Genomic DNA, 24,478 nt, shown 5'->3' on the forward strand with positions numbered 1-24,478 from the left:
GCTCCTTAGGCTACTTCCCGTAGCGCCGTGGGGTCGATCGACAAGGATACCCGCTGGCCGTCGGCGTGCAGGTCTGCCGCCGAACGGTTGAGCACGTCCACCACCAGCTCCACATCGCGTACCTTCACCCGATAGCGGATGACGTTGCCCAGCAGGCTGTGGCTGCGTACCTCGCCGTCCAGTTCACCGTTCAAACTCAAGGTGATGGACTCCGGGCGGATGGCCAGGCGGCTGGCCACCGGGCGTTGCAGCAGGCGGCTGGCGCTTTCGGCGTCGAGCAGGTTGTAGTTGCCGATGAAGCCCGCGGCGAACAGGTCGACAGGGGCGGTGTAGAGGGTCTCGGCGTCGCCGCTCTGGACGATGCGCCCCTGGTTCATCAGGACGATGCGGTCCGACATGGTCAGCGCTTCTTCCTGGTCGTGGGTGACGAAGATGGTGGTCAGCCCCAGCTCGCGCTGGATCGCGCGGATCTGCTCGCGCAGGTGCTTGCGGATGCGCGCATCCAGTGCCGACAGCGGCTCGTCGAGCAGCAGCAGGCGCGGGCGGGTGACCAGTGAACGGGCAAGAGCGACGCGCTGGCATTGGCCACCGGACAGTTGATGCGGGTAGCGGCCGGCAAAGCTGCCCAGCTCCACCAGGTCGAGCACCTCACGCACCCGGGCCTGGCTTTCGTCGGCCTTGACCTTCTGCATGCGCAGGCCGAAGGCGACGTTCTGCTCCACGGTCATGTTGGGGAACAGCGCGTAGCTCTGGAACACCATGCCGATGCCGCGCTTCTGCGGGCTGAGCGGGACGATGTCCTGGCCATCGAGCAGGATTCGCCCGTGGTCCACCGGTGTCAGCCCGGCGATGCAGCGCAGCAGGGTGGACTTGCCGCAGCCGGAGGGGCCGAGCAGGGTGACGAACTCGCCGCGTTCGATCTGGCAGTCGATGTTCTCGAACACCGGGCTGCCGGCGTAGCTTTTTTGCAGTTTCTGTACGCTGACGAAGCTCATGTCAGGTCTTGTCCTTGTTCAAGCGGTTGGCGACCCAGGTCAGCACCAGCACGAAGGCGAAGTAGGAGATCACCAGGGCGCTGTTGAAGTGGCCGCTGCTGTTGCGCATGTTGTTCAGGTACACCTGCAGGGTTTCGTAGCGGGTGCCCACCAGCAGGTTGGCGAACACGAATTCGCCGAACAGGAACGAGAACGACAGCAGCAGCGCCACCATCAGGCCCTTGCGCAGGTTGGGCAGCACCACCAGGAAGGCGGCCTGCCAGGTGCTGGCGCCCAGCAGTTGGGCGGCGTCCATCAGGTCGCGCAGGTTGATGGCCTGCAGGTTGTTGGTGATGGCCCGGTACATGAACGGCAGGGCGATGGTGAAGTAGCAGCCGATCAGGATCCAGGGTGTGCCGACCATGGCCATCGGCCCGCTGCCGTACAGCTGCAGCAGGCCCACCGACGACACCACCGGCGGCACCGCGAACGGCAGCAGGATCAGCACGTTCATCAGCGCGTCGAGTTTCGGGAAGTGGTAATGCACCACGAACAACAGCGGCAGGATCAGCACCACCGACAACAGCAACGCGCCCACGCACACCAGCAGCGACTGGCCGAAGGCGGCGAGGAAGCGCGGCTCGCTCCACAGCGCGAGGTACCACTTGAAGGTCAGGCCACTGGGCAGCAGGGTCGCCGACCAGCTGGTGGCCAGCGAGTAGAGCAGGGTGCCGGCCAGCGGCAGCAGCAGGATCAGGAACAGCAGGTAGACCACCACCCGGTGGTAGAGCCCGCCTGCGTTGTGTTCAGCGCGCATGGTAGCTCCTCTTGAGCAGCCATTGATGGACCACCGTGACCACGGTCATCAACCCCACCAGCACCATCGCCAGGGCACTGGCCAGGTTCGGGTCGAGGCTGATGTCGCCGGCCACCAGCCCGGCGATGCGGATCGGTAGCACGTTGAAGTTGCCGGTGGTCAGGGCATAGACGGTGGCATAGGCGCCCAGGGCGTTGGCCAGCAGGATGACGAAGGTGCCCAGCAGTGCCGGGGTGAGCACCGGCAGGCCGATATGCCGCCAGAACTGCCAATGGCTGGCGCCCAGCAGCGCGGCGGACTCGCGCCAGTCTTCGCGCAGGGCGTCGAAGGCGGGGTAGAGCAGCAGCACGCCCAGGGGGATCTGGAAGTAGGTGTAGACCAGGATCAGGCCGGTCTTGGAATAGATGCTGAAATCACCGAGCAGGCCCATCTGCTTGAGCAGCAGCGTCAGTGCGCCGTTGAAACCCAGCAGGATGATGAAGGCGAACGCCAGCGGCACGCCGGCGAAGTTGCTGGTCATGTTGGCGAAGGCGCTGACGAAGTCGCGCAGTTTAGAGTCGACCCGGCGCAACGAATAGGCGCCCAGCGTGGCGATGACGATGCCGAACAGGCTCGACCAGAAGCTGATCTCCAGGCTGCGCTGCAGCGCCTGCAGGTAGAACTTCGAGGCGAAGACCTTGCTGAAGTTGGCCAGGCCCCAGCCGCTTTCGCTCTGCAGGCTGTTGAGGGCGACCCAGGCCAGCGGCGCGACCTGGAAAATGATGAAGAACACGGCGAACGGCAGCAGGCAGAGCAGGGCCAGGTAGCGGCCGCGATGGCTTGCATTCACTTGAGCAGCTCCCGGCAGACCGGCTTGTCGTGGGGCGCGCCGAGCAGTTCGCAGATCGTGCCGCACAGTTCGGTCTGCAATGGCTTGGCCGCGGGGTCGAGGCTGAACGCGTCGCCGAAGACGAACAGCGGCACTTCGCGTTCCTCGGCCAGCAGGCCGTTGTGCGAGCGGTCGTTGTTCATGCCGTGGTCGGCGGTGACCAGCACCTGATAGCCCTCTTCCAGCCAGCGTGGCAGGTAGTCGGCCAGCAGGATGTCGGCGCTGCGCGCGGCGTTGCGGTACTGGCTGCTGTCCAGGCCGTGGCGGTGGCCGGCGTCGTCGATGTTCATCGGGTGCACCAGCAGGAAGTTGGGGGCGTGGCGGCGGCGCAGGTACTCGGCGTCGGCCAGCAGGTGCGAATCGGGGTAGTGGTCGGCGTAATAGAACAGGCCGTGCTGGATGGGTAGCTTCGGTGCGTGGGTGTGGCGGTCGCGCAGCGGGTCGAAGGGCGAGCGGTTGTACAGTTCGCTCATCCAGTGGTAGGCCGCCGCCGCGGTGCCCAGGCCCGCCTCGCGGGCGTAGTGGAACACGCTGCGTTGGTTGGACAGGCGGTTGACGTTGTTGTGCACGATGCCGCTGTCGATGGGCGGCACGCCGGTGAGGATGCATTCGTACAGCGGCCGCGACAGCGACGGCAGTTCGCATTCGACGCGATACAGCGCGGCGCGGTCGGCCTCGACGTAGGCGTGCAGGTGGCCCATGGCGTGGTGCGCGACCTGGTGGTTGAGGCCGTCGAGCAGGACCAGGATGACGTTGTGTTGCATGGTGGCTCCAGTCATGTACCGCGTTGCCTTCTTCGCGGGTAAACCCGCTCCCACAGGGAGTGATGCTGTCCTCAAGGTCAGCACGGCACCTGTGGGAGCGGGTTTACCCGCGAAAGGGCCGGTTCAGGCGCTAGTCAACTCGCCCCTTACTCCATCTCGATGATCACCTGCTCCTGCCACTTCTGTGGCAGGGCCTTGGAGGTCGCTTCCCAGGCTTCGGCGTTCTTGATCGGTTGGGCCGCCTTGTACTGCTCGTTGGGCAGCAGCTTGGCCTGCACGTCCGCCGGCAGCTTCAGGTGCTCGGCGCGGATCGGCCGGGCGTGGCCGATGGCCAGGTTGGTCTGGCCGGCATCGCTGAAGATGTACTCGCGGGCAAGCTTCGCCGCGTTCGGGTGCTTGGCGTACTTGTTGATGATGGTGGTGTAGCCGGAGGTGACCGAACCATCCGACGGGATCAGCACTTCAAAGCGCTTCGGGTCGATCTGGTCGCGGTAGCTCAGGCCGTTGAAGTCCCACACCACACCGACTTCCACCTCGCCCTTCTCGAGGGTCTGGATGGTCGGGTTGGCCAGCGACAGGCGTTTCTGCTGGGCCAGCTTGGTGAACAGCTGCAAGCCCGGCTCGATGTTGCTCTCGTCGCCCTTGTAGGCGATGGCGGCGGCAAGCACGCCATTGGCGGCCTGGGCGGCGGTACCGACGTCACCGATGGCGACCTTGTACTTGCCCTTCTCCAGGTCGTGCCAGCTGGCGGGGCGCTCGCCTTCCTTGACCAGGTCCTTGTTGATGATGAAGGCGATGGTGCCGGTATAGGCCAGGGCCCAGTGGCCGTCCTTGTCCTTGGCCCACGCAGGTACCTGTTCCCAGGTGCTGGGTTTGTACGGCTGGGTCACGCCCTTGGTGGCGGCGATCGGGCCGAAGGCGGCGCCGACGTCGCCGATGTCGGCGCTGGCGTTGTCCTTCTCCGCGTCGAACTTGGCGATTTCCTGAGCCGAGCTCATGTCGGTGTCGCTGTGCTTGAGGCCGTACTTTTTCGCCAGGTCTTCCCAGGTGCCTTTCCAGTTGGCCCAGGCATCGGGCATGCCCACGCTGTTGACCGTGCCTTCCTTGCGGGCGGCGTCTTCAAGGGCCTTGAGGTCATCGGCCATGGCCGTGGTGCAAAAAGCGATGGCCGAACCGAGCAGTGACGCCATGAACAACTTTTTCATCCGAAGCTCCTTTGGTGGGTGCCTTGCATTCGTTGTTATGAATGGACCTGCGCTTGCGAACCGTTGGTCTAGGTCAGCAAACCTTGAGCCAAGGTAGGCCTGTTGCGTGACAGTTTGATGTAAGGCGGGCGCCCCCAAGGGCGGCGACGGCCCTGGAAATACAGCGTAGACCACATCGCAAGGCCAGGATTTACGGGGGCTGGCCCGAATCTGGCAGGTGTGGATCAGGGCTTTGTCACAGGATGTTCATCAGCTGTGCCTAGGCTTGCACTAATCTCCGAATGCCCTGTTATGGGGCTGGACTAGTCCAGATAGGTAACCTTTGATGCAAGCGACGCCACCGCGCGCGGTAACAGCCATCTGCCAGGCCCTGCAGGAGCAGATCGAACATGGTCTGCTGGCGCCGGGCGGCAAGCTGCCGGCCGAACGCAAGCTCAGCGAGGTGTTCGACACCACGCGCATCACCCTGCGCGAGGCGCTGGTGCAGCTGGAAGCGCAGGGCCTGATCTACCGCGAGGAGCGGCGTGGCTGGTTCGTCGCACCCGAGCGGCTGACTTACGACCTGATCCAGCGTAGCCATTTCCATGCAATGGTCCGTGACCAGGGGCGCGAGCCGCGCACCGAGTTGCTCTCGGCGCGGCTGCAGCCGGCCCCTGCGGCGATCTGCGCGCGCCTGCATCTGCCGGCGCTGTCCAGCGTGGTGTGCATCTGCCGGCTGCGGCGCATCGATGGGCGGGCGGTGCTGTATGCCGAGCACTACCTCAATCCGCGTTACTTTCCGGGGATCCTCGAGCTGGACCTGGCGCGGTCGCTGACCGAGATCTATGCGCGCGAGTATGGGATTGAGTATGGGCAGGTGTGCTTCGAGATCCTGCCGACGGCGTTGCCGGTGGCGGCGGCCGGTGCGCTGAAGATGTCGGCGGGGAGTCCGGGGTTGCATATCACCCGGGTCAACAGTGACCAGCATGGGCATCTGATCGACTGTGACCTGGAGTATTGGCGGCACGATGCGATCCGCATCCGCGCCGAGGCCGGTTAAGACGGTCCTTTTTTGTAGGAGCGGCTTCAGCCGCGATGCAGGCGACGCGGTTGCCGGCACCCGCTTTGCGGGTGATCGCGGCTGAAGCCGCTCCTACACTTACTTCGTTTCGCCCATGGCGCCACCGCCAGCGGTCACCACCTGCACCGACAACCGCGGCGTCGCCAGGTCCAGCCCGGCTTCATCCAGCTGGCGCTTCAACGCCAGGTTGAACGCCCGCGACACCTCCCACTGCTTGATCGGCGCGGTCTTGAACCGCGCCCGCAGGATCGCCGAGCCCGACTCGAAGCTCTCCACCCCCTGCAATTCCAGCGGCGACCAGATATTGCGACGCATCAGCGGGTCGTTGCGCAGCTTCTGCCCCACTTCGCGGATCAGCGTGATGGCCTGGTCGATGTTCATGCTGTGGGGGATGGCCACGCGGAAGATCGCGTAGCCGAACTCCCGCGAGTAGTTCTTGATGCTCTTGATCTCGCTGAACGGGATGGTGTGGACGATGCCGTCGATATCGCGCAGGCGCACGGTGCGGATGGTCAGGCCCTCCACCGTGCCCAGGTGGCCGCCGACGTCGACATAGTCGTCGATGGCCAGCGAGTCCTCGATGATGATGAACAGCCCGGTGATCAGGTCGGCCACCAGCGACTGGGCGCCGAAACCGATGGCCAGGCCGATGACACCGGCACCGGCCAGCAGCGGGGTGACGTTCATGCCCATGTTGGCCAGGGCGACGATCACCGCGATGATGAAGATCACCACGAACATCACGTTGCGGATCAGCGGCATCATGGTTTGCGCCCGGGCGTTGGCCAGGCCGCGGCGCGAGCGCACCAGGGCGTGGTGCACGGCGGTGTCGGCGAGGATCCACACCAGCCAGGCGACGATCAGCGTGCCGGCCAGGCCCAGCAGGCGCAGGCTCACTTCATGGCCGTCGCCCTCGGCGAAGCTGATCATCGAGCGGCCCCACACGCGCAGGCCCAGTTCGATGAACGCCAGCCAGATGAACAGGTGTACCAGCACATAACCAAAGTTGCGCAGGCGCTCGGTGTAGACCGCCTGGCGCTTGTTGGCGCGCTTGGGGTTGGCGGCGTGGCGGCGCACCAGGCCGTTGAGCACCATGCACACCACCACCAGCACGGTGCACATCAGCGACTGGCGCAGGGCGGTGCTGGTGTCGCCGGCGGAAACGAAGGTGGCGAACAGCGAGATCGCCACCAGGATCAGGGCCGGGATGTACCAGAAGCTGCCGAGGATCTCGATGGTGTCGCTCAGGGTGCGTCGGGTCAGGCGCCGGGCCAGCGGCTGGTTGCGGATCAGGTGGGCGATCGGGCGGCGGAAACGCAGGATGAACAGCCCCGTGCACACCGCGGCGATGACGTTGGCGAGGGTGGCCAGTGCATGGGCCAGGTGGCTGCCCAGGGCGGTGGTCAGGCGCGGGTCGCTCATCGCCTCGCCGAACGCGGCGAAGCTGCCGATCATCCACAGCGGGCGAAACGCCTGGTGGCGCAGGATGTGCAGCGCGCGGCGGCGGTGCGGACCGTCGAGCAGGGAGAAGGCGATCACGCAGATGGCCGAGAACAGCGTGCCGACCACCAGGGCGTAGGCCAGGACCATGGCCATGGATTTACCCAAGGAGGAGGGCAGGGCAAAGCTCAGGTAGACGGTGAAGATGAGGGCCACCAGCCAGGGGCCGAGCTTGCGCAGGGCGAAGCGCACCAGGTCCCAGGTGCGCGGGTGCTGGGGCAGTTCCTCGCTCAGGCCGAAGCGTACCCGTACCTGGTGGCCGACCCAGTTGAAGGCATAGGCCAGCAGGCTCCACACCGCGATGATCGCGGCGAAACCGAACAGCATCGCCGGCCATTGGTGCACCGGCACTACCAACGCGGTCAGTTCGTCACGGGCCTGGCTGATCTCCAGCGACCAGCGCTTGAACGGGCTGGCCTCGCCGCTGAACTGTTGCTCGAAGTCATGCAGGGCGCCGCCGATCAACCCCAGCACACCTTGTTCGACGGTGGGTTGCGATTGCTTGCTGGCATCGCGCAGTTTCTTCAGGTCGCTCAACAGCTTGGCTCGCTGCTGGTCGTTCTCCAGGTTCTTGATCACTTCGTCCAGGGATTTGCCCAGGGGTTCGCTGGCCTCGGGCTGGCTGGGCGCGCTCGAACCGAGCAGGCCCGGCAGGCCGGCGGCGTGCACGGGGGTGACGAACAGGAACAACAGAAGGGTCAGGCAGCGCAGGAATGCAGGCACCGGGAAATCTACCTCAGGTCAAACGATTGCCCGAGTGTAGAGCTTTATGTGGGGAGTTTCTCGAGGATCTTCCAGCAGGTGAGGCCGAAGATGCCCAGGGTGCCGATCCACATCATCAGCACGCCGATGTTGCGCTCGCGCAGGCTGAAACCGATGGTCAGCAGCATCAGGAACAGGAAGACGGGCACGAACAGGGAGAGGAAGGGTGATGACATGGGCAGCGATCCTTTTGTTTCGGGGCATGCCCTAAGCATAGCGGGTTGCAGCGGTGGGGCGTTGACCCGGGGCATGTTCGCTGTAGGAGCGGCTTCAGCCGCGATGCAGGCAACGCGGTGGCTGGCACCCGCTTCGCCGGTGATCGCGGCTAAAGCCGCTCCCACAGAGGTCATGCCGAATCAATGGGGTGTGGTTTGTGGCCTCAAGGCAGTTCGCGACTGCGGTAGAACGCGGTGAGTACCTTCACCAGGTGCGCCAGGTCATGGCTGCCGCACAGCTCGCGGATCGAGTGCATGGCGAAGGTCGGCAGGCCGATATCGACGGTGCGCACGCCCAGGTGGCTGGCGGTGATCGGGCCGATGGTCGAGCCGCAACCCATGTCGCTGCGCACCACGAAGCTCTGCACCGGCACCTCTTCGGCCATGCACAGGTGGCGGAAGAAGCCGGCGGTTTCGCTGTTGGTGGCGTAGCGCTGGTTGTTGTTGACCTTGATCACGGGGCCGGCGTTGAGCTTGGGCCCGTGGTTGCCGTCGTGCTTGTCGGCGTAGTTGGGGTGCACGCCATGGGCGTTGTCGGCCGAAACCATCAGCGAGCGCTGGATGGCGCGCACGTAGTCGTCGCCGTCCGGCAGCAGGCGCTGCAGGGTCTGTTCGAGCATCGGGCCGTCGGCGCCGCAGGCCGAGCAGGAGCCGACCTCTTCGTGGTCGTTGCACACCAGCACGCAGGTTTCGTCGCTGTCGGCGGCGAGCAGTGCCTGCAGGCCGGCATAGCACGACAGCAGGTTGTCCAGGCGGGCGGCGGCGATGAAGTCGCCGTTCAGGCCGATCAGCGCGGCGTCTTGCGTGTCGTAGAAGCTCAGCTCGTAATCGAGCACCACGTCGGCGTTGAGGTCGTGCTCGCGGGCCAGTTGCTCGGTGAGCAGGGCGCGGAAGTCGACACGTTCGTCGCCGGCCACTTGCGCCAGGATCGGCGGCAGCTCGGTCTGCGGGTTGATCTGCCAGCCTTCGTTGGCGGTGCGGTTGAGGTGGATCGCCAGGTTCGGGATCACCGCGATCGGCAGCTTGAAGTCGATCAGCTGGCTTTCCACCTTGCCGTCACGGCGGAAGGTGACCCGGCCGGCCAGCGACAGGTCGCGGTCGAACCAGGGGGCGAGCAGGGCGCCGCCGTACACTTCGACGCCCAGTTGCAGGAAGCCCTGGCGCTGCAGCTCGGGTTGCGGCTTGACCCGCAGGCAGGGGCTGTCGGTGTGGGCGCCGACCATACGGATCCCGCCCAGCAGCGGCGAGAGCTTGCCCAGCTTGATGGCGATGATCGAGGAATCGTTGCGGGTCACGTAGTAGCGACCGCCAGGCACCGTGGCCCAGCTGTCGCGCTCGTCCAGGCGCTGGTAACCGGCGGCCTCGAGGCGTTGCACGAGGCTGGCGGTGGCGTGGAAGGGCGTCGGGGAGGCCTTGAGGAATTCGATCAGGCCGGCATTCAGGGCGTCGCGCATAAGTCACTCCAGACAGCAGTGGCGCGAGTTTAGCGCAGTTGGGCGGGAAATTGTGCCAGCCTCTTTCGCGGGCAAGCCCGCTCCCACAGGGACCGCACCGCCTGGAAGGCCAGCGCAGTACCTGTGGGAGCGGGCTTGCCCGCGAAGAGGCCGGTACAGCCCCAGAACACTCAGAACGGTGCCGGGCACTCGAATTTCAGGCGTTCGCCCGTCACCGGATGGGTGAAGCCCAGCATCGACGCATGCAGGCACAGACGCTCATGGGCTGCCAGCGCCTCGGGGTTGGCGTACAGCCGATCCCCCAGCAGTGGATGACCGATCGACAGCATGTGCACACGCAATTGGTGCGAACGCCCGGTGATCGGCGTCAGTTCGACACGGCAATAGTCGCCGCAGCGCTCGACGATGCGCCAGAAGGTCAAAGCATGCTTGCCCTGCTCATGGTCGACCACATGCCGTGGCTTGGTCGGCGGGTCGTAGCGCAGTGGCAGGTCGATGCTGCCGCTGTCCAGCGCCGGCTGGCCCCAGCACAGCGCGGTGTAGGCCTTTTCCGTCTCGCGGTCGTGGAACTGGCGTGACAGCTCGCGGTGGCTGTCGGCGTCGCGGGCCAGCAGGATGATCCCCGAGGTTTCCCAGTCCAGGCGATGGACGATCAGGGCATCGGGGTAGCCGTTTTCCTGCAGGCGGGTGATCAGGCAGTCCTTGTTGTCCTCGGCGCGGCCTGGCACCGACAACAGCAGGGTCGGCTTGTTGATCACCAGGATGGCGGCGTCTTCGTGAAGGATCTGGATGTTCGACAGCGGCATTGCAGGTTCTCTATAGACAGTTGGGGCCGCTTTGCGGCCCTTTCGCGGCACAAGGCCGCTCCTACAGGGATCGTGAAACCTCTGTAGGAGCGGCCTTGTGCCGCGAAAGGGCTGCGAAGCAGCCCCAAAGTTGGCCCGAAGGCGCTGGATCAGCGCTCAGGCAGGGTGATGTTCAGCTCGAGGATCGAGCAGCTGCCCTGGTTCTCCAGCGCCACCTGCACATCGTCGTTGCCGATGTTGACGTACTTGCGGATCACCTCGACCAGCTCTTTCTGCAGAGCCGGCAGGTAGTCCGGGGTGCTGCGCTGGCCGCGCTCGTGCGCCACGATGATCTGTAGACGCTCTTTCGCTACCGACGCGCTGGTCTGTTTCTGCCTGCCACGAAAGAAGTCAAAAAGGTTCATGGTTTACTTGCCTCCAAACAGACGCGCAAAGAATCCTTGCTTCTGCACGTCGATGAACCGCAGGGGCTTCTCTTTGCCCAGCAGACGGTCGACGGTGTCACTGTACGCCTGGCCGGCATCGCTCTGGTCGTCAAGGATGACCGGGATGCCTTGGTTGGAGGCCTTGAGAACGGCTTGCGACTCGGGAATCACACCCTTGAGCTTGATCGCCAGGATCTCTTCGACGTCGGCGATGCTGAGCATCTCGCCCTTTTCGACGCGCTCGGGGTGGTAACGGGTGATCAGCAGGTGTTCCTTGATTGGTTCCTCGCCGTTCTCGGAACGGCGCGACTTGCTCGACAGGATGCCCAGCATGCGGTCGGAGTCACGGACCGACGACACTTCGGGGTTGGTCACGACGATGGCTTCGTCGGCGAAGTACATCGCCAGGTGCGCGCCTTTCTCGATACCGGCCGGCGAGTCGCAGATGACGTAGTCGAACTGCTCCTTGAGCTCCATCAGGACCTTCTCGACGCCTTCTTGCGTCAGGGCGTCCTTGTCGCGGGTCTGGCTGGCGGCCAGCACGAACAGGTTCTCCAGGCGCTTGTCCTTGATCAGGGCCTGCTGCAGGTTGGCTTCGCCGTTGACCACGTTGACGAAGTCGTACACCACGCGGCGCTCGCAGCCCATGATCAGGTCGAGGTTACGCAGGCCGACGTCGAAGTCGACGATGACCGTCTTGTAGCCGCGCAGTGCGAGGCCGGTACCAATGGCGGCGCTGGTGGTGGTCTTGCCCACACCCCCCTTGCCGGAAGTGACGACGAGAATCTTGGCCAAGGTGTTTCACCCCTAAATAAACGGGACGCAGGTCCCTGCAAATACGAAAAACGGCAACGTGAAAAAAGTTGCGCTAAAAATGCCGGCAAGTATCCGTTAAAGACGGGTGATGTTCAACACATCGCCGGACAGGCTGACTTGTACGCCCGAGCCCCACAGCGGGTCGCGGCGCAGGTCTTCGCAGACCTTGTACTGGCCGGCGATGGAGACCATTTCCGCGGTCATCTGCTGGCAGAAGATGCGCGCCTTGGTGTTGCCCTTGATCCCCGCCAGGGCGCGGCCGCGCATGGCGCCGTACACATGGATGTTGCCGTCGGCGAGAAGTTCCGCGCCCGGGCTGACGGAGCCGGTGACCACCAGGTCGCCGCCCTGGGCGTAGATCTGCTGGCCGCCGCGCACGGGCGAGGTGATGATGCGCGTCGGGCGCACCTCGGGTTCGGCCGGCGCTGGTGGCGGGGCAGGCTCTGGCTCGGGCTTCTTCACCTCAGGCTCTGGCTCCAGCGGGCGCTCGCGGGCACCCGACGGCGGCAGCACCGGCAGGTCGATGGCAATCGCTGCGGCGATGTCTTCGATGCGGCTGGCGCGGATTGCCAGGGTGCGCAGGCCATGGTGACGGCAGATGCGCATCAAACCGGGCAGGTCGATGGCGCCTTCGTCAGCCGGCAGCTTGTCCAGGGCCAGCACCAGCGGGGTGTTGCTGAAGAAATTCGGCGCCTGCGCCACTTTCGCCGCCAGCTGGCGGTCGAGGGATTCGAGGTCGTTGCGCGCCAGTTCCAGCACGGTGATGGCAAGCATGCTGCCCTTGAGCTGGAACACGGGGGCGTTGTCGGGTGTCTGGTTGGGGCTCATGGTCTGCATAGACGGCTTGTTGCGAGAAAAGTGCCCTGACTTATAGCGATAAGACCGTTTGCCCGCAACCGATGTAGAATGCCGGGCTCATGTCTTGCCGGAAGCTTCAATGGAACGCCCGCGTTTTCGATCCTCTTTCCTTCACCCACGATTCTGGGGCCTGTGGCTGGGCCTGGGCCTGCTGTGGCTGGTCGCCCAGCTCCCGTACCGCGCCCTGCTGGCGCTGGGGCGTGCCCTGGGCGCGGTGATGTACCGGGTGGCCGGCGAGCGCCGGCGCATCGCCGCGCGCAATCTCGAACTGTGTTTCCCGGAACTGTCCGGCGACGAACGGCAGCGCCTGCTCAAGGAAAACTTCGCCTCCACCGGTATCGCCTTCTTCGAAATGGCCATGAGCTGGTGGTGGCCAAAGGCCCGGTTGGCGCGCCTGGCCCATATCGAGGGCATCGAGCACCTGCAGGCCGCCCAGCGTGAAGGAGAGGGCGCCATTCTCATGGCCGTGCATTTCACCACCCTGGAGATCGGCGCCGCGTTGCTGGGGCAGGTCCACACCATCGACGGCATGTACCGCGAGCACGGTAATGCGGTGTTCGACTTCATCCAGCGCCGTGGCCGCGAGCGCCACAACCTCGACTCGCTGGCGGTGGAGCGCGACGACGTGCGCGGCATGCTCAAGTTGCTGCGCAAGGGCCGGGCGATCTGGTATGCCCCGGACCAGGACTACGGCATCAAGCAGAGCATCTTCGTGCCGCTGTTCGGCATCCCGGCCGCCACTGTCACCGCGACCACCAAGTTCGCCCGCCTGGGCAAGGCCCGGGTGATTCCGTTCACCCAGAAGCGCCTGGACGATGGCAGCGGCTATCGTCTGGTGGTGCATCCGCCGCTCGAGGGCTTCCCGGGTGAGACCGAAGAAGCCGATTGCCTGCGTATCAACCAGTGGGTCGAGGGTGTGTTGCGTGAGTGCCCTGAGCAGTACCTGTGGGCGCACCGGCGCTTCAAGTCGCGGCCCGAGGGCGAGCCGCGGTTGTACGACAAGAAACGCTGACTTTTTATTGGTGTTGACCTTTTCGCGGGCAAGCCCGCTCCCACAGGGGGGGGCGATACCTGTGGGAGCGGGCTTGCCCGCGAAAGGGCCGGCCTGTTCTCCATCCTTTCCAGGGAAGAATCGATGACCCCCACCACAGGCCTGATCCTCTCTGGCGGCGGCGCCCGCGCCGCCTACCAGGTCGGCGTGCTCGCGGGCATCGCCGAGCTGCTGCCGCCCGGCGCACCCAACCCGTTTCCGGTGATCGTCGGTACGTCGGCGGGCGCCATCAATGCCGTCAAGCTGGCCAGCGGTGCTACTCGCTTCGCCGAGTCGGTGCAGCACCTGACGGCCTTCTGGCAGCACTTTCGCAGCCATCAGGTGGTACGCAGCGACTGGCCGGGGGTCATCCACCAGGCCAGCCGCTTCGTCGGGCACAGCCTGCTGGGGCTGGGGCGCCATGTGCCGGTGGCGCTGCTCGACAGCCGTCCGCTGCGCGCCCTTTTGCACAAGCACCTCGACCTCGATGGCATCGGCCACTCCCTGGCGGCCAACCAATTACGCGCCGTCGCCATCACCGCTTTTGGCTACGAGTCGGGCCAGGCCGTGACCTTCTACCAAGGCCGCGACACCATCGAACCCTGGCTGCGCCACCGCCGCATCGGCATGCCCACCCCGCTGACCATCGACCATCTGCTGGCCAGCTCGGCGATTCCGCTGCTGTTCGCCCCGGTGCGGTTGGGCGAGGAGTACTTCGGCGATGGCGCGGTGCGCCAGTCGGCGCCGATCAGCCCGGCGTTGCACCTGGGCGCCAGCCGTGTGCTGGTGGTGGGGGTCAGCGGCAACCCCCAGCGGCCCGCGCCGCCATTGCCGACCCAGCGCGTGTTCAGCGGCCAGCAGCCGAGCCTGGCGCAGATCGGCGGGCACATGCTCAACAGCACCTTCATCGACAGCCTCGAGGATGATATCGAGCTGCTGCAGCGTCTCAACCACCTCAGCCACCTGCTGCCAGCGCACCTGGATACCCGGCGCCTGGGCCTGGCGCCGATCGAGGTGCTGGTGGTGGCGCCCAGCCAGCCGCTGGACGAGATTGCCGCCCGGCACCGGCGCGAGTTGCCGGCGGCGTTGCGCCTGTTCCTGCGCGGGCCGGGGGCGACCAAAACCAGTGGGGCAGGGGTGTTGAGCTATCTATTGTTCGAGGCGAGCTATTGCAGCGAGCTGATTGAACTGGGGCGCAAGGATGCACTGGCGAAGAAGCGCGAGCTGACTCAGTTTCTGGGATTGGCGGGGTGACCGGGTCGCCTGGGTAGGAGCGGCTTCAGCCGCGATCACCCGCAAAGCGGGGGCCGGGCATCGCGTTGCCTGGATCGCGGCTGAAGCCGCTCCTACAGCGAACAGTTGTTACTCGGCGATCTGCAACTTGCGCGCCTGGGTGTACACGTAGCGCAGCTTCTCGTACTCGAACGGCGAGTTGGTCTGCCCGTAGCGGAAGTTGTTGGTGTAGCGCCGGTCGATCACACGCAGCAGGGTGATTTCGGGGTGGTCCTCGGCCGCTTCGGCCATGTTGAGGTAGTTGAGCTCCCGCTCGCCCACGTAGTCCACCACCAGCCCGGTGGTGTCGCGCAGGTTCGACGGCCCCAGGATCGGCAGCATGATGTATGGCCCTTCCGGCACGCCATAGACGCCCAGGGTTTGGCCGAAGTCCTCGTTCTGTTTCGGCAGGCCCATCTTGGTTGCCGGGTCCCACAACCCGCCGACGCCAATGAGGGTGTTGAACATCAAACGTGCGGTGATTTCCGCCGAACGCCTGGGCTTGAGCTGCAGCACGCTGTTGAACAGGTTAGGCACATCCCCCAGGTTGCTGAAGAAGTTGCTGACGCCGGTACGCACGAAGCCCGGCGTGACATAGCGGTAACCGTTGACCACCGGCAGGAACACCCACTCGTCGAAGCGGTAGTTGAAGTGATAGATGCGCCGGTTCATTGACTCCAGCGGGTCGTACACGTTCAGCGCGGCCAGGGTCGAGCGCTCGAATTCGCGCTGGTCCAGGCCCGGGTTGAATTTCAATGCGCGCAGCGGGTCGAGGAAACCGTCGGGTTCCGCCGAGAGGGTGCCGATGGTTTCGGATTCGACCACGCTGGCACGCGGCGCGGTCTCCTCGGCCAGGGCGCAGCCGCTGGCGAGCAGGGCGGTGACGAGCAGCAGTCTGTTAACCACGGAAGAACTCCAGCATGGCGTCGCTGTTGACGCGGTAGTTGAGGTTGCCGCAATGGCCGCCATGGGGGTAGAGCGTGAGACGGTCGCCGAACACCCGGCGCAGGAAACCGATATCGCCGGGCCCGAGGATCACGTCGTCGGCGTTGTGCATCACGGCGATCTTGGGGCTTTCGCGCAGGTAGTCTTCCAGGGCGTACAGGCTGACCTGGTCGATCAACTGCAGCACGCTGTTGCCATCGGTGCGTGCACGCCACATCGGAATCACCTGTTCGGTGATGTAGCAGTCGAAGTCGCATTGCAGGGCGCGCTTGAAGAACGGCTCCAGGCTGCTGCCCTCGGTGATCGGCAGCTTCGGCGGGATGATCAGGCCACGGCGGTTGATCAGGTCGGAGGTGAAGGCGATGTCGGCCGCCGAGAAGCGGAACGAGGTACCGATGAGCATGGCCATCTGTTCGTTGGACAGGTGCTCGCGGGACCTCTGGAAGTCATACAGCAGGGCGTCATTGAGGTCGATGTAGCCCTTTTCCTGGAAGTAGCGGGTGAGCTTTTCCAGCATCAGCTCGTAGAAAGTGGTGCTCTTGTCGATGCCCTTGACCCGGGTCTGCACCAGCTTGTCCAGGTTGGTGACCGAGGTGTACAGGTTGACCGGCGGGTTGAGCAGCAGCACGCGCTTGAACTTGAAGCTCTGGCGGGTTTCGTCCAGCTTGCTGACGAACGCCGCGTCCAGCGCCCCCAGGCTGTAGCCGGTGAGGTAGTACTCGCTGACCGGCAGGCGCGGATGTTGCGCGCGCACCGCCTGCATGACCCGGTACAGGTCCTTGGCGTCTTCGCTGGTCACCCCTGGGGTGGCGAAGCGTGAGGCGGCGCTCATGAAGTCCCAGCTGGTGGGCGATGACAACTGCACCACGTGGTAGCCGGCCTGGTAGAACAGTTTCTTCAGGTATTCGTTGATGCTGCTGGAGTAGGGCGCGCCGGTGCCGGCGATCAGGAAGATCAGCGGCGCCTCGTGGTCCTGCCTGGCCAGGCGATAGCGCAGCTTCTTCACCGACCAGAAGTTGTCGGGCAAGGTGAATTCGCGCTCAGGGCGCAGCGTCAGGCTGTAGTCGGCCTGGTCGATGTCGTCGTCGCTAGGCAGCGTCGGGCGATGGTCCGGCGGCGTGGTGGCGATGGTCGCCTCGAACGGGTTGGTCAGCGGAAAGCCGTAGCTCGCGGCGTCGATGTCCCGCGCCAGGGCGGCCGCAGCCATGAGCAGGCCGCCAAGCAGGGCGGCGAGGCGCAAAGGTCGAAGCATGAAATCCCCCAGGAAAACGCAAGGTCGTGCAATCAATACGCAGGCTAGGACCACGGCTGGCGGGGCAAAGTTGCCGCCGTTCATGCCTTTGTCGCGCCAGATGTTGCCGCGCCGGGCAATGTTTGTCTTGTGCAACATAGCTGCAGGCAGGTGATTTTGCCTTACATCGGGGCTTGGGCGATCATGCGGCGTTTCGGTTACCGCTATTGGAGAACGGGATGTCGCGGTCGCTTCCGGTCGTTGCCTTGATGCTGTTCCTGGCCCTGTGGCTGGCCGCCAGTTATGGCGTGCGTTACGAATTGATGGAGGATGCCCGTTGGGTGGGGCTGTGCAGCGTGCCGGGCGAGCAGTGGCAATGCCAGGTGCGCTCGCTGCTGGGGTTGGCGATTCATTTCCAGGTGATTGCCTGGGCTGGGTTGGGGCTGGCGTTGATCGCCCAGTTGCTTTCGGCGCGGGCGGGTCGGTGGCTGGCGGTGCTAGCTCTGGTGTTCGGACTGCCTTCGCTGGTGCTGTATACCGCCAGCATCGCGGTGTTCACGGTGGTGCTGGCGGGGTTACGCCTGGTCCGGCAAACGCGGGGCGGCTGACAGGGGCTGCTGTGCAGCCCATTCGCGGGTAAACCCGCTCCCACACGGACCTTGCCGGGTTCAAATGCCACGCAGTACCTGTGGGTGCGGGTTTACCCGCGAAGGAGGCAATGCAGGACTCAGGCCTTGCGCAGGCTGCGCCACAATGCCCCGGTCATCATCACGCTGACCATTGCCCAGCCCCAGGCCTGCTGATTGCTCAACCCCTCCTGGAACAGCTGCGGCGCAATGCCCGCTCCGATGATGAACGCCAGCAACGCCACTTCCGCCCGCCTTGCCGTCACCGGCCGCAGCAGGTACACCACGGCCGGCAGCAGCAACGCGGCGCTAGGGAAGCTGCGATAGCGCGGGTCGAACACCATCGCCAGCATGCTCACCGCTGCGGCAAACCCCGCCGCCAGCAACCACGCGCCGCCATTGTGCTCGAGCCAGGCGAACAAGCGCTGGCGCCAGCCCTCGCGACGGGCCAGGGCCAGCGTGCCGTGGGCCAGCACCAGCAGGTTCAGCCCGGCCAGGGCCACGGCCCACAGCCATTCCCCGGCAAAACGGGCGTTGGTGCGCATCAGCTCGCCCCACAACCCCAGGCTGCCGGCGCCCACGGCCGCCAGCAGCGGCAGCAGCAAGGCGGCGCGGGCATTGGCCGGGCGCCCGGCCAGGGCCAGGGTGGCCAGCATCAGCAGCACGTTGGCCAGCAACCATTGCGGCCACAGCGCCAGGTTGCTCACCGGCCCTTCGAGCACGCCCTTGTCCAGGCGGTCGGCGTCGTACAGGCCCCAGTAGCCGCCAACGGCGCCTTCGCTGGCGCGCTTCCACGGTTGGTCGAAGGCTTCGATCAGGTTGTAGTGCCAGCCATTGGCTTCGGCCAAGGCCACGAAGCCGCGGATGAAGCGTGCTTCGTTGACCCGGCTGGGCACCGCCGTCTCGCGCTGACGGCCCTCGCTGGGCCACCCGGTCTCGCCGATCAGGATATCCTTGGGCGCGAAGCGGTTGCCGAACACCTGGCGCACCTCGGCGACATGGGCCAAGGCCGCGTCGATGCCACGCGGGTCATCCTCCCAGTAGGGCAGCAGGTGGATGGTGAGGAAGTCCACCGCCGGCGCCACCTGCGGGTGCTGCAGCCAGAATTCCCAGACATCGGCGTAGGTCACCGGTACGCTCACCTGGCTTTTCACCTTGCCGATCAATGCCGCCAGGCGCTCGCCGGTCACTTCCTTGCGCAGCAGCGCCTCGTTACCGACGATCACCGCGCTGACCACGTCCGGGTTGGCGTTGGCTTCGGCGATCAGCAGGTCGATCTCCTTGTCGGTGTCCGCCGGGTTGGCATTGACCCAGGCGCCGAGCATCACCTTCAGGCCATGCTTGCGCGCCAGCGCCGGGATCGCCTCCAGGCCGGTCATCGAGTAAGTGCGGATGCACTGGAAACGCTCGGCCAGCAGTGCCAGGTCGGCGTCCATGCGCGCCGGGCGCAGGCGCAACGGCTGGTCGAACGGCGACTGGTCCTTGTCGAACGGCGTGTAGGAGGCGCACTGCAGCTTGTGCGTCGGGCTGGCCGCATCGGGCAGGTGCACCGGCTTGCCCAGGCCGTACCAGAGGGCACCGAGGCAGGTGAAGGCCAGCAGGCAGGCGAGCAGGTAGGTGGTGCGGAGCATCGGGTGGTCACGTTCCCCTGTAGGAGCCGGCCTTGCCGGCGAAAGGGCCGGTACAGACCGGCCAAAGGCTGTGATAGTAGCCCGGCACCAAGGCTTTGGCATGCAAGGATCGCGCAGACCCTCATCGCGCGATGACGCTAATGGCACAGTGCTGTCGCTGATCGTTCGCTGGAGGTCGCTGACAGAGCAGGTCGCGCGCCGGGGCAGGTCGATGATGCAGTCTCCAAGACCTGACGAGGGGATGCTTTGATGAGTATGCGACGTTTCCTGGGGGTGGGCACCGCCCTGGTATTGGCCATGAGCACTGCACAGGCAATGGCCAAAGAAGTGAGCATCGGTTACGTGGATGGTTGGTCCGACAGCGTGGCGACCACCAACGTGGCTGCCGAAGTCATCAGGCAGAAGCTCGGCTACGACGTGAAGCTGCAGGCGGTGGCCACCGGGATCATGTGGCAGGGCGTGGCCACCGGCAAGCTCGACGCCATGCTCTCGGCCTGGCTGCCGGTCACCCATGGTGAGTACTGGGCCAAGAACAAGGATAGCGTCGTCGACTACGGGCCCAACTTTAAAGACGCCAAGATCGGCCTGATCGTCCCCGAGTACGTCAAGGCCAACAGCATCGCCGACCTCAAGACCGACCAGAGCTTCAAGCAGAAGATCGTCGGCATAGACGCAGGCTCCGGGGTGATGCTCAAGACCGAGCAGGCGATCAAGGATTACGACCTGACCGGTTACAAGCTGACCGCCAGTTCGGGTGCTGCGATGACCGCCGAACTGGGGCGCTCCTACGCCAAGAATCAATCCATCGCCGTGACCGGCTGGGTACCGCACTGGATGTTCGCCAAGTGGAAGCTGAAGTTCCTCGAGGATCCGAAAGGCGTTTATGGCGCGGCGGAAACAGTCAACAGCATCGGCAGCAAGGATTTGGCGGGCAAGGCCCCGGAAGTGGCCGAGTTCCTGAAGAAGTTCCAGTGGCAGTCGAAGGATGAGATCGGTGAGGTGATGCTGGCGATCCAGGAAGGCGCCAAGCCCGAGGCGGCGGCCAAGGACTGGGTGGCCAAGCATCCGGAGCGGGTCAAGGAGTGGACCGGCAAGTAGTTAGACTTGACCTCTTGATCTGATATGCCTGCTGTAGGCGTGGCTTCAGCCGCGATCACCCGCGAAGCGGGTGCCAGGCACCGCGATGCCTGCATCGCGGCTAAAGCCGCTCCTACAGGGCGAACGGTTGTTGCGAAATCTGTAAAACACCGTTGCATCTAAGACTAAGGTCGTCTGGTTGGCGTCCAACGGCAGCATAAAGTTGGAGTCGGGTTCTCCCTACTCTGTGCTGCTAGGACAAAAACAATGAACGACAGCATCTATCAATCGATACAGAACAGTCCGCGTTTCAAGGAACTGGTCACCAAACGCGAGCGCTTCGCCTGGATTCTCTCGGCGATCATGCTCGGCCTCTACTGCGCCTTCATCCTCCTCATCGCCTATGGCCCGCATGTTCTGGGCAGCAAGCTCAGCCCCGGCTCGTCGATCACCTGGGGCATTCCCCTGGGCGTCGGCCTGATTCTCTCGGCGTTCGTGCTCACCGCGATCTACGTGCGCCGCGCCAACGGCGAATTCGACGAGTTGAACAAGGCGATCCTCGAGGAGGCCAAGCAATGATCCGTCACATGAAAACCGTGGCCGTCCTGGCCTGCGGCGCTTTCGCACCCGCCGTGTGGGCTGCCGATGCCCTGACCGGCGAGGTGCAGAAACAGCCGCTGAACGTCGCGGCGATCGCCATGTTCGTGGCCTTCGTCGCCTTCACCCTGGGCATCACTTACTGGGCCTCCAAGCGCAACAAGTCGGCCGCCGACTACTATGCGGCCGGCGGCAAGATCACCGGCTTCCAGAACGGCCTGGCGATCGCCGGCGACTACATGTCGGCGGCCTCGTTCCTGGGCATTTCCGCGCTGGTGTTCACCTCCGGCTACGACGGCCTGATCTACTCCATCGGCTTCCTGGTCGGCTGGCCGATCATCCTGTTCCTGATTGCCGAACGCCTGCGCAACCTGGGCAAATACACCTTCGCCGACGTGGCCTCGTATCGCCTCGGGCAGAAGGAAATCCGCACCCTGTCGGCCTCCGGTTCGCTGGTGGTGGTGGCGTTCTACCTGATCGCCCAGATGGTGGGGGCCGGCAAGCTCATCGAGCTGCTGTTCGGCCTGGACTACCATGTGGCGGTGATCCTCGTCGGTATCCTGATGTGCCTGTACGTGCTGTTCGGCGGCATGCTGGCCACCACTTGGGTGCAGATCATCAAGGCGGTGCTGCTGCTGTCCGGTGCCAGCTTCATGGCGCTGATGGTGATGAAACACGTCGGCTTCGACTTCAACACCCTGTTCTCCGAGGCGATCAAGGTGCACGCCAAGGGTGAGGCGATCATGAGCCCGGGCGGCCTGGTCAAGGACCCGATCTCGGCGTTCTCCCTCGGCCTGGCGCTGATGTTCGGTACCGCCGGCCTGCCGCATATCCTGATGCGCTTCTTCACCGTCAGCGATGCCAAAGAAGCCCGCAAGTCGGTGCTCTATGCCACGGGCTTCATTGGTTACTTCTACATCCTGACCTTCATCATTGGCTTCGGCGCAATCCTGCTGGTCAGCACCAACCCCGACTTCAAGGATGCCGCCGGCGCCCTGATCGGCGGCAACAACATGGCGGCGGTGCACCTGGCCGATGCCGTGGGCGGCAGCGTGTTCCTCGGCTTCATCTCGGCGGTGGCCTTCGCCACCATCCTGGCGGTGGTCGCCGGCCTGACCCTGGCCGGTGCCTCGGCGGTGTCCCATGACCTGTACGCCAGCGTCTGGCGCAAGGGCAAGGCCAACGACAAGGATGAGATCCGCGTGTCGAAGATCACCACCGTCGCTCTGGGGGTGTTGGCGATCGGTCTGGGCATCCTGTTCGAGAAGCAGAACATCGCCTTCATGGTCGGCCTGGCTTTCTCCATTGCCGCCAGCTGCAACTTCCCGGTGCTGCTGCTCTCGATGTACTGGAAGAAGCTGACCACCCGTGGCGCCATGATCGGCGGCTGGCTGGGCCTGGTGAGCGCGGTGGGCCTGATGATCCTCGGGCCGACCATCTGGGTGCAGATCCTCGGTCACGAGAAAGCCATCTACCCGTACGAGTACCCGGCGCTGTTCTCGATGATCATCGCCTTCGCCGGCATCTGGTTCTTCTCGGTCACCGACAAGTCCAAGGCCGCCGACGACGAGCGGGCGCTGTTCTACCCGCAGTTCGTGCGTTCGCAGACCGGCCTGGGGGCCAGCGGAGCGGTTTCCCATTGATAGGTCACGTTGCCTGAACCACGCCCCGGCTTGCCGGGGCGTGGTCGTTTACGGGAAGAGGCGCACTTTCCCGGGAATTTTCTGGATCGTGCTGCTCAGCTACCAGGCGCATTACAAGAGGGCGCGTCGAGCGCCCGCCCTGGATGAGGTTGGCATTGCAGGGCGGGTGAGCCGGCTGTCATATCCGGCCGAGCAGCAACAGCACCAGCAGTACCACCAGCACCACGCCAACGATGCCGGAAGGGCCATAGCCCCAACTGCGCGAGTGCGGGAAGACCGGCAAGCCACCGATCAGCAGCAGGATCAGGATGATGATGAGGATCGTGGTCATGGTGGAGTCCTTGCGTGGTTGAGGGGCAGGGCCTCGGAATGCTGGGCGCTTACTGTGTGCGACTGTCGCAGGTGGGCAAAGATTCAATCGGATCGCGACCACCGGCCCGCGATATCCCCTTATTCAGCATCCTGATGCCGCACCGCGGCCCCCCGGGTTGTGGCTAGACTCCTGGCCAAACCCACCGATCAGGACCCGATTTCCCCATGCACAACCGAATGATGATCACCGGTGCCGGTTCCGGCCTTGGCCGCGAGATTGCCCTGCGCTGGGCCCGTGATGGTTGGCGCCTGGCGCTGGCGGACATCAACGAAGCAGGGTTGCGCGAGACGCTGGAGCAGGTGCGCGAGGCCGGTGGCGATGGTTTCATCCAGCGCTGCGATGTGCGCGACTACAGCCAGCTCACGGCCCTGGCCCAGGCCTGCGAGGAGAAGTTCGCGGGCATCGACGTGATCGTCAACAATGCCGGGGTCGCTTCGGGCGGTTTCTTCGCCGAGTTGTCGCTGGAGGACTGGGACTGGCAGATCGCCGTCAACCTGATGGGGGTGGTCAAGGGGTGCAAGGCCTTCCTGCCGCTGCTGGAGCGCAGCAAGGGGCGGATCATCAACATCGCTTCGATGGCCGCATTGATGCAAGGGCCGGGCATGAGCAACTACAACGTGGCCAAGGCCGGTGTGCTGGCGCTGTCGGAAAGCCTGCTGGTGGAACTGCGCCAGTCGGAGGTCGCGGTGCATGTGGTCTGCCCGTCGTTCTTCCAGACCAACCTGCTCGACTCGTTTCGTGGACCAGACCCGGCAATGAAGGCACAGGTCGGCAAATTGCTGGAAGGTTCGCCCATCAACGCCGCCGACATTGCCGAGCACATTCATGGGCGGGTGGCCGCGGGCGAGTTCCTGATCCTGCCCCATGAGGCTGGGCGCCAAGCCTGGCAGCTCAAGTGCCAGGCACCGCAGCGTCTCTATGATGAGATGGCGGACATGGCCGTCAAGATGCGGGCGAAGTCTCGTAGAAGCGGCAACTGAGCGGTGTGGCTGTAGGATCTTTTACTGTCGCTGGTAGGAACGGTCTATTTGTCTGGCGAACGATTGTGTAGGCAAAAGGCCAGGGTGCAGTCTCCGATTTTCCCTGTAGCTGGAGGATCGGAGCATGCTGGTAATCGGACGCGAGATCGGTGAGGTGATTGTCATCGCCGATGACATCAAGATCCAGGTGATGGCGGTGGAAAACGGCCAGGTGCGCTTCGGCATCCAGGCCCCTCGTCATGTCGAGGTGCACCGGGTCGAGGTGTACAAGCGAATCAAGGCGTTGGCCCAGGTGAAGCAGCAAGCCTGATGGGCGTCAGCCCAGCAGCTCGCGCGGCACGTCATGCCTGGCCAGTAGCTGGCATTGCTGGCTTTCCACGTCGAACAGGATGAACGCCTGGCCCTTGGCCAGTGCCTGGCGCACGCGCAGTACGCGGGTTTCCAGGGGCGTGTCGTCGCCGTTGTCGGTGCCGTCGCGGGTGACGAAGTCCTCGATCAGGCGGGTCAGGGTTTCGGCTTCGAGTTGGTCGTGGGGGATCAGCATGGTCT

Annotated in this window: 26 protein-coding genes; 9 read left to right on the plus strand and 17 right to left on the minus strand. The window is 64.7% G+C overall.

The window, feature by feature from the left end; translation table 11 throughout:
• Positions 1-5 precede the first annotated feature (5 nt).
• The 5 genes from JYG34_RS06800 to JYG34_RS06820 all read right to left on the minus strand — a co-directional run bounded on the left by JYG34_RS06800 (position 6) and on the right by JYG34_RS06820 (position 4,628).
• On the minus strand, positions 6-995 hold the full coding sequence (locus JYG34_RS06800; RefSeq protein WP_213660005.1) for an ABC transporter ATP-binding protein: 990 nt from the start codon (positions 993-995) through the stop codon (positions 6-8).
• A gap of 1 nt (position 996) precedes the next feature.
• On the minus strand, positions 997-1,791 hold the full coding sequence (locus JYG34_RS06805; RefSeq protein ID WP_213660006.1) for an ABC transporter permease: 795 nt from the start codon (positions 1,789-1,791) through the stop codon (positions 997-999).
• Entirely contained in the window at positions 1,781-2,620 is an 840-nt protein-coding gene (locus tag JYG34_RS06810) for an ABC transporter permease (RefSeq protein WP_213660007.1), read from the minus strand. The genes JYG34_RS06805 and JYG34_RS06810 overlap by 11 nt, the downstream gene beginning before the upstream one ends.
• Positions 2,617-3,423 carry an alkaline phosphatase family protein gene (locus JYG34_RS06815; protein ID WP_213660008.1) on the minus strand — a complete coding sequence of 269 codons (807 nt, stop codon included), beginning with the start codon at positions 3,421-3,423 and terminating at the stop codon, positions 2,617-2,619. Before JYG34_RS06815 ends, JYG34_RS06810 begins: the two co-directional genes overlap by 4 nt.
• A gap of 146 nt (positions 3,424-3,569) precedes the next feature.
• Positions 3,570-4,628, minus strand: coding sequence for an ABC transporter substrate-binding protein (locus JYG34_RS06820; RefSeq protein WP_213660009.1), 1,059 nt, complete (start codon positions 4,626-4,628; stop codon positions 3,570-3,572).
• A gap of 325 nt (positions 4,629-4,953) precedes the next feature.
• Between JYG34_RS06820 and phnR the strand changes: the two genes are divergently transcribed.
• Positions 4,954-5,667, plus strand: a complete 714-nt coding sequence (gene phnR / locus JYG34_RS06825; protein WP_213660010.1) for a phosphonate utilization transcriptional regulator PhnR — start codon at positions 4,954-4,956, stop codon at positions 5,665-5,667.
• A gap of 99 nt (positions 5,668-5,766) precedes the next feature.
• Here phnR and JYG34_RS06830 read toward each other — a convergent pair whose 3' ends face one another.
• From JYG34_RS06830 to minC, 7 genes are all read right to left on the minus strand, one after another.
• On the minus strand, positions 5,767-7,911 hold the full coding sequence (locus JYG34_RS06830; protein WP_213660011.1) for a mechanosensitive ion channel family protein: 2,145 nt from the start codon (positions 7,909-7,911) through the stop codon (positions 5,767-5,769).
• A gap of 44 nt (positions 7,912-7,955) precedes the next feature.
• On the minus strand, positions 7,956-8,126 hold the full coding sequence (locus JYG34_RS06835; RefSeq protein ID WP_213660012.1) for a hypothetical protein: 171 nt from the start codon (positions 8,124-8,126) through the stop codon (positions 7,956-7,958).
• A 203-nt stretch (positions 8,127-8,329) separates the two neighbouring features.
• A complete protein-coding gene (locus JYG34_RS06840) occupies positions 8,330-9,619 on the minus strand; it encodes a M18 family aminopeptidase (protein ID WP_213660013.1) in 1,290 nt (429 codons plus the stop codon).
• A gap of 170 nt (positions 9,620-9,789) precedes the next feature.
• A complete protein-coding gene (locus JYG34_RS06845) occupies positions 9,790-10,425 on the minus strand; it encodes an RluA family pseudouridine synthase (protein WP_213660014.1) in 636 nt (211 codons plus the stop codon).
• Between the two features lie 149 nt (positions 10,426-10,574).
• Entirely contained in the window at positions 10,575-10,829 is a 255-nt protein-coding gene (minE, locus tag JYG34_RS06850; protein WP_011532731.1) for a cell division topological specificity factor MinE, read from the minus strand.
• Positions 10,830-10,832: 3 nt separating this feature from the next.
• The gene (gene minD, locus JYG34_RS06855; RefSeq protein WP_050704578.1) at positions 10,833-11,645 is read right to left on the minus strand and encodes a septum site-determining protein MinD; all 813 of its coding nucleotides are present in this window, start codon (positions 11,643-11,645) and stop codon (positions 10,833-10,835) included.
• Between the two features lie 96 nt (positions 11,646-11,741).
• Positions 11,742-12,503, minus strand: a complete 762-nt coding sequence (minC, locus tag JYG34_RS06860; RefSeq protein ID WP_213660015.1) for a septum site-determining protein MinC — start codon at positions 12,501-12,503, stop codon at positions 11,742-11,744.
• A 100-nt stretch (positions 12,504-12,603) separates the two neighbouring features.
• Between minC and JYG34_RS06865 the strand changes: the two genes are divergently transcribed.
• Complete coding sequence (locus JYG34_RS06865) at positions 12,604-13,536, plus strand: lipid A biosynthesis lauroyl acyltransferase (RefSeq protein ID WP_213660016.1); 933 nt, start codon at positions 12,604-12,606, stop codon at positions 13,534-13,536.
• A 123-nt stretch (positions 13,537-13,659) separates the two neighbouring features.
• Positions 13,660-14,808 carry a patatin-like phospholipase family protein gene (locus tag JYG34_RS06870; RefSeq protein WP_213660017.1) on the plus strand — a complete coding sequence of 383 codons (1,149 nt, stop codon included), beginning with the start codon at positions 13,660-13,662 and terminating at the stop codon, positions 14,806-14,808.
• A 108-nt stretch (positions 14,809-14,916) separates the two neighbouring features.
• Here JYG34_RS06870 and JYG34_RS06875 read toward each other — a convergent pair whose 3' ends face one another.
• Complete coding sequence (locus tag JYG34_RS06875; RefSeq protein ID WP_213660018.1) at positions 14,917-15,732, minus strand: MlaA family lipoprotein; 816 nt, start codon at positions 15,730-15,732, stop codon at positions 14,917-14,919.
• Complete coding sequence (locus JYG34_RS06880) at positions 15,725-17,023, minus strand: serine/threonine protein kinase (RefSeq protein WP_213660020.1); 1,299 nt, start codon at positions 17,021-17,023, stop codon at positions 15,725-15,727. The genes JYG34_RS06875 and JYG34_RS06880 overlap by 8 nt, the downstream gene beginning before the upstream one ends.
• 218 nt (positions 17,024-17,241) lie before the next feature.
• Here JYG34_RS06880 and JYG34_RS06885 point away from each other — a divergent pair, with 218 nt between their 5' ends.
• The gene (locus JYG34_RS06885; RefSeq protein ID WP_213660021.1) at positions 17,242-17,610 is read left to right on the plus strand and encodes a hypothetical protein; all 369 of its coding nucleotides are present in this window, start codon (positions 17,242-17,244) and stop codon (positions 17,608-17,610) included.
• A 119-nt stretch (positions 17,611-17,729) separates the two neighbouring features.
• On the opposite strand, the gene JYG34_RS06890 is transcribed toward JYG34_RS06885, so the two are convergent.
• A complete protein-coding gene (locus JYG34_RS06890; protein WP_213660022.1) occupies positions 17,730-19,259 on the minus strand; it encodes a beta (1-6) glucans synthase in 1,530 nt (509 codons plus the stop codon).
• A 249-nt stretch (positions 19,260-19,508) separates the two neighbouring features.
• Here JYG34_RS06890 and JYG34_RS06895 point away from each other — a divergent pair, with 249 nt between their 5' ends.
• The 3 genes from JYG34_RS06895 (at position 19,509) to JYG34_RS06905 (ending at position 22,576) form a co-directional block, all read left to right on the plus strand.
• A complete protein-coding gene (locus JYG34_RS06895; RefSeq protein ID WP_213660023.1) occupies positions 19,509-20,357 on the plus strand; it encodes a glycine betaine ABC transporter substrate-binding protein in 849 nt (282 codons plus the stop codon).
• 246 nt (positions 20,358-20,603) lie between these two features.
• Complete coding sequence (locus tag JYG34_RS06900; protein WP_213660024.1) at positions 20,604-20,915, plus strand: DUF485 domain-containing protein; 312 nt, start codon at positions 20,604-20,606, stop codon at positions 20,913-20,915.
• Positions 20,912-22,576 (plus strand): cation acetate symporter, encoded by a 1,665-nt coding sequence (locus tag JYG34_RS06905; protein WP_213660025.1) that lies wholly within the window; start codon positions 20,912-20,914, stop codon positions 22,574-22,576. Before JYG34_RS06900 ends, JYG34_RS06905 begins: the two co-directional genes overlap by 4 nt.
• Before the next feature lie 178 nt (positions 22,577-22,754).
• On the opposite strand, the gene JYG34_RS06910 is transcribed toward JYG34_RS06905, so the two are convergent.
• On the minus strand, positions 22,755-22,907 hold the full coding sequence (locus tag JYG34_RS06910; RefSeq protein WP_009682861.1) for a DUF3309 family protein: 153 nt from the start codon (positions 22,905-22,907) through the stop codon (positions 22,755-22,757).
• A gap of 206 nt (positions 22,908-23,113) precedes the next feature.
• Here JYG34_RS06910 and JYG34_RS06915 point away from each other — a divergent pair, with 206 nt between their 5' ends.
• Both JYG34_RS06915 and csrA read left to right on the plus strand, forming a co-directional pair.
• Entirely contained in the window at positions 23,114-23,929 is an 816-nt protein-coding gene (locus JYG34_RS06915; RefSeq protein ID WP_213660026.1) for an SDR family oxidoreductase, read from the plus strand.
• A 124-nt stretch (positions 23,930-24,053) separates the two neighbouring features.
• On the plus strand, positions 24,054-24,239 hold the full coding sequence (gene csrA, locus JYG34_RS06920; RefSeq protein WP_213660027.1) for a carbon storage regulator CsrA: 186 nt from the start codon (positions 24,054-24,056) through the stop codon (positions 24,237-24,239).
• 6 nt (positions 24,240-24,245) lie between these two features.
• On the opposite strand, the gene JYG34_RS06925 is transcribed toward csrA, so the two are convergent.
• Positions 24,246-24,473: a YheU family protein gene (locus JYG34_RS06925; RefSeq protein ID WP_213660028.1), complete on the minus strand. Its 228-nt coding sequence runs from the start codon at positions 24,471-24,473 to the stop codon at positions 24,246-24,248.
• Positions 24,474-24,478: the final 5 nt, after the last annotated feature.

The organism is Pseudomonas entomophila (assembly GCF_018417595.1).
Taxonomy (GTDB): Bacteria; Pseudomonadota; Gammaproteobacteria; order Pseudomonadales; family Pseudomonadaceae; genus Aquipseudomonas; species Aquipseudomonas entomophila_C.

Excerpts from the sequence above, each read along its gene's own strand:
- JYG34_RS06800 (WP_213660005.1), bottom strand. The coding sequence starts at position 995 with ATGAGCTTCGTCAGCGTACAGAAACTGCAAAAAAGCTACGCCGGCAGC.
- JYG34_RS06805 (WP_213660006.1), bottom strand. The coding sequence starts at position 1,791 with ATGCGCGCTGAACACAACGCAGGCGGGCTCTACCACCGGGTGGTGGTC.
- JYG34_RS06815 (WP_213660008.1), bottom strand. The coding sequence starts at position 3,423 with ATGCAACACAACGTCATCCTGGTCCTGCTCGACGGCCTCAACCACCAG.
- JYG34_RS06820 (WP_213660009.1), bottom strand. The coding sequence starts at position 4,628 with ATGAAAAAGTTGTTCATGGCGTCACTGCTCGGTTCGGCCATCGCTTTT.
- phnR (WP_213660010.1), top strand. The coding sequence starts at position 4,954 with ATGCAAGCGACGCCACCGCGCGCGGTAACAGCCATCTGCCAGGCCCTG.
- JYG34_RS06835 (WP_213660012.1), bottom strand. The coding sequence starts at position 8,126 with ATGTCATCACCCTTCCTCTCCCTGTTCGTGCCCGTCTTCCTGTTCCTG.
- JYG34_RS06840 (WP_213660013.1), bottom strand. The coding sequence starts at position 9,619 with ATGCGCGACGCCCTGAATGCCGGCCTGATCGAATTCCTCAAGGCCTCC.
- JYG34_RS06845 (WP_213660014.1), bottom strand. The coding sequence starts at position 10,425 with ATGCCGCTGTCGAACATCCAGATCCTTCACGAAGACGCCGCCATCCTG.
- minE (WP_011532731.1), bottom strand. The coding sequence starts at position 10,829 with ATGAACCTTTTTGACTTCTTTCGTGGCAGGCAGAAACAGACCAGCGCG.
- minC (WP_213660015.1), bottom strand. The coding sequence starts at position 12,503 with ATGCAGACCATGAGCCCCAACCAGACACCCGACAACGCCCCCGTGTTC.
- JYG34_RS06865 (WP_213660016.1), top strand. The coding sequence starts at position 12,604 with ATGGAACGCCCGCGTTTTCGATCCTCTTTCCTTCACCCACGATTCTGG.
- JYG34_RS06870 (WP_213660017.1), top strand. The coding sequence starts at position 13,660 with ATGACCCCCACCACAGGCCTGATCCTCTCTGGCGGCGGCGCCCGCGCC.
- JYG34_RS06880 (WP_213660020.1), bottom strand. The coding sequence starts at position 17,023 with ATGCTTCGACCTTTGCGCCTCGCCGCCCTGCTTGGCGGCCTGCTCATG.
- JYG34_RS06885 (WP_213660021.1), top strand. The coding sequence starts at position 17,242 with ATGTCGCGGTCGCTTCCGGTCGTTGCCTTGATGCTGTTCCTGGCCCTG.
- JYG34_RS06890 (WP_213660022.1), bottom strand. The coding sequence starts at position 19,259 with ATGCTCCGCACCACCTACCTGCTCGCCTGCCTGCTGGCCTTCACCTGC.
- JYG34_RS06895 (WP_213660023.1), top strand. The coding sequence starts at position 19,509 with ATGAGTATGCGACGTTTCCTGGGGGTGGGCACCGCCCTGGTATTGGCC.
- JYG34_RS06900 (WP_213660024.1), top strand. The coding sequence starts at position 20,604 with ATGAACGACAGCATCTATCAATCGATACAGAACAGTCCGCGTTTCAAG.
- JYG34_RS06905 (WP_213660025.1), top strand. The coding sequence starts at position 20,912 with ATGATCCGTCACATGAAAACCGTGGCCGTCCTGGCCTGCGGCGCTTTC.
- JYG34_RS06910 (WP_009682861.1), bottom strand. The coding sequence starts at position 22,907 with ATGACCACGATCCTCATCATCATCCTGATCCTGCTGCTGATCGGTGGC.
- JYG34_RS06915 (WP_213660026.1), top strand. The coding sequence starts at position 23,114 with ATGCACAACCGAATGATGATCACCGGTGCCGGTTCCGGCCTTGGCCGC.
- csrA (WP_213660027.1), top strand. The coding sequence starts at position 24,054 with ATGCTGGTAATCGGACGCGAGATCGGTGAGGTGATTGTCATCGCCGAT.
- JYG34_RS06925 (WP_213660028.1), bottom strand. The coding sequence starts at position 24,473 with ATGCTGATCCCCCACGACCAACTCGAAGCCGAAACCCTGACCCGCCTG.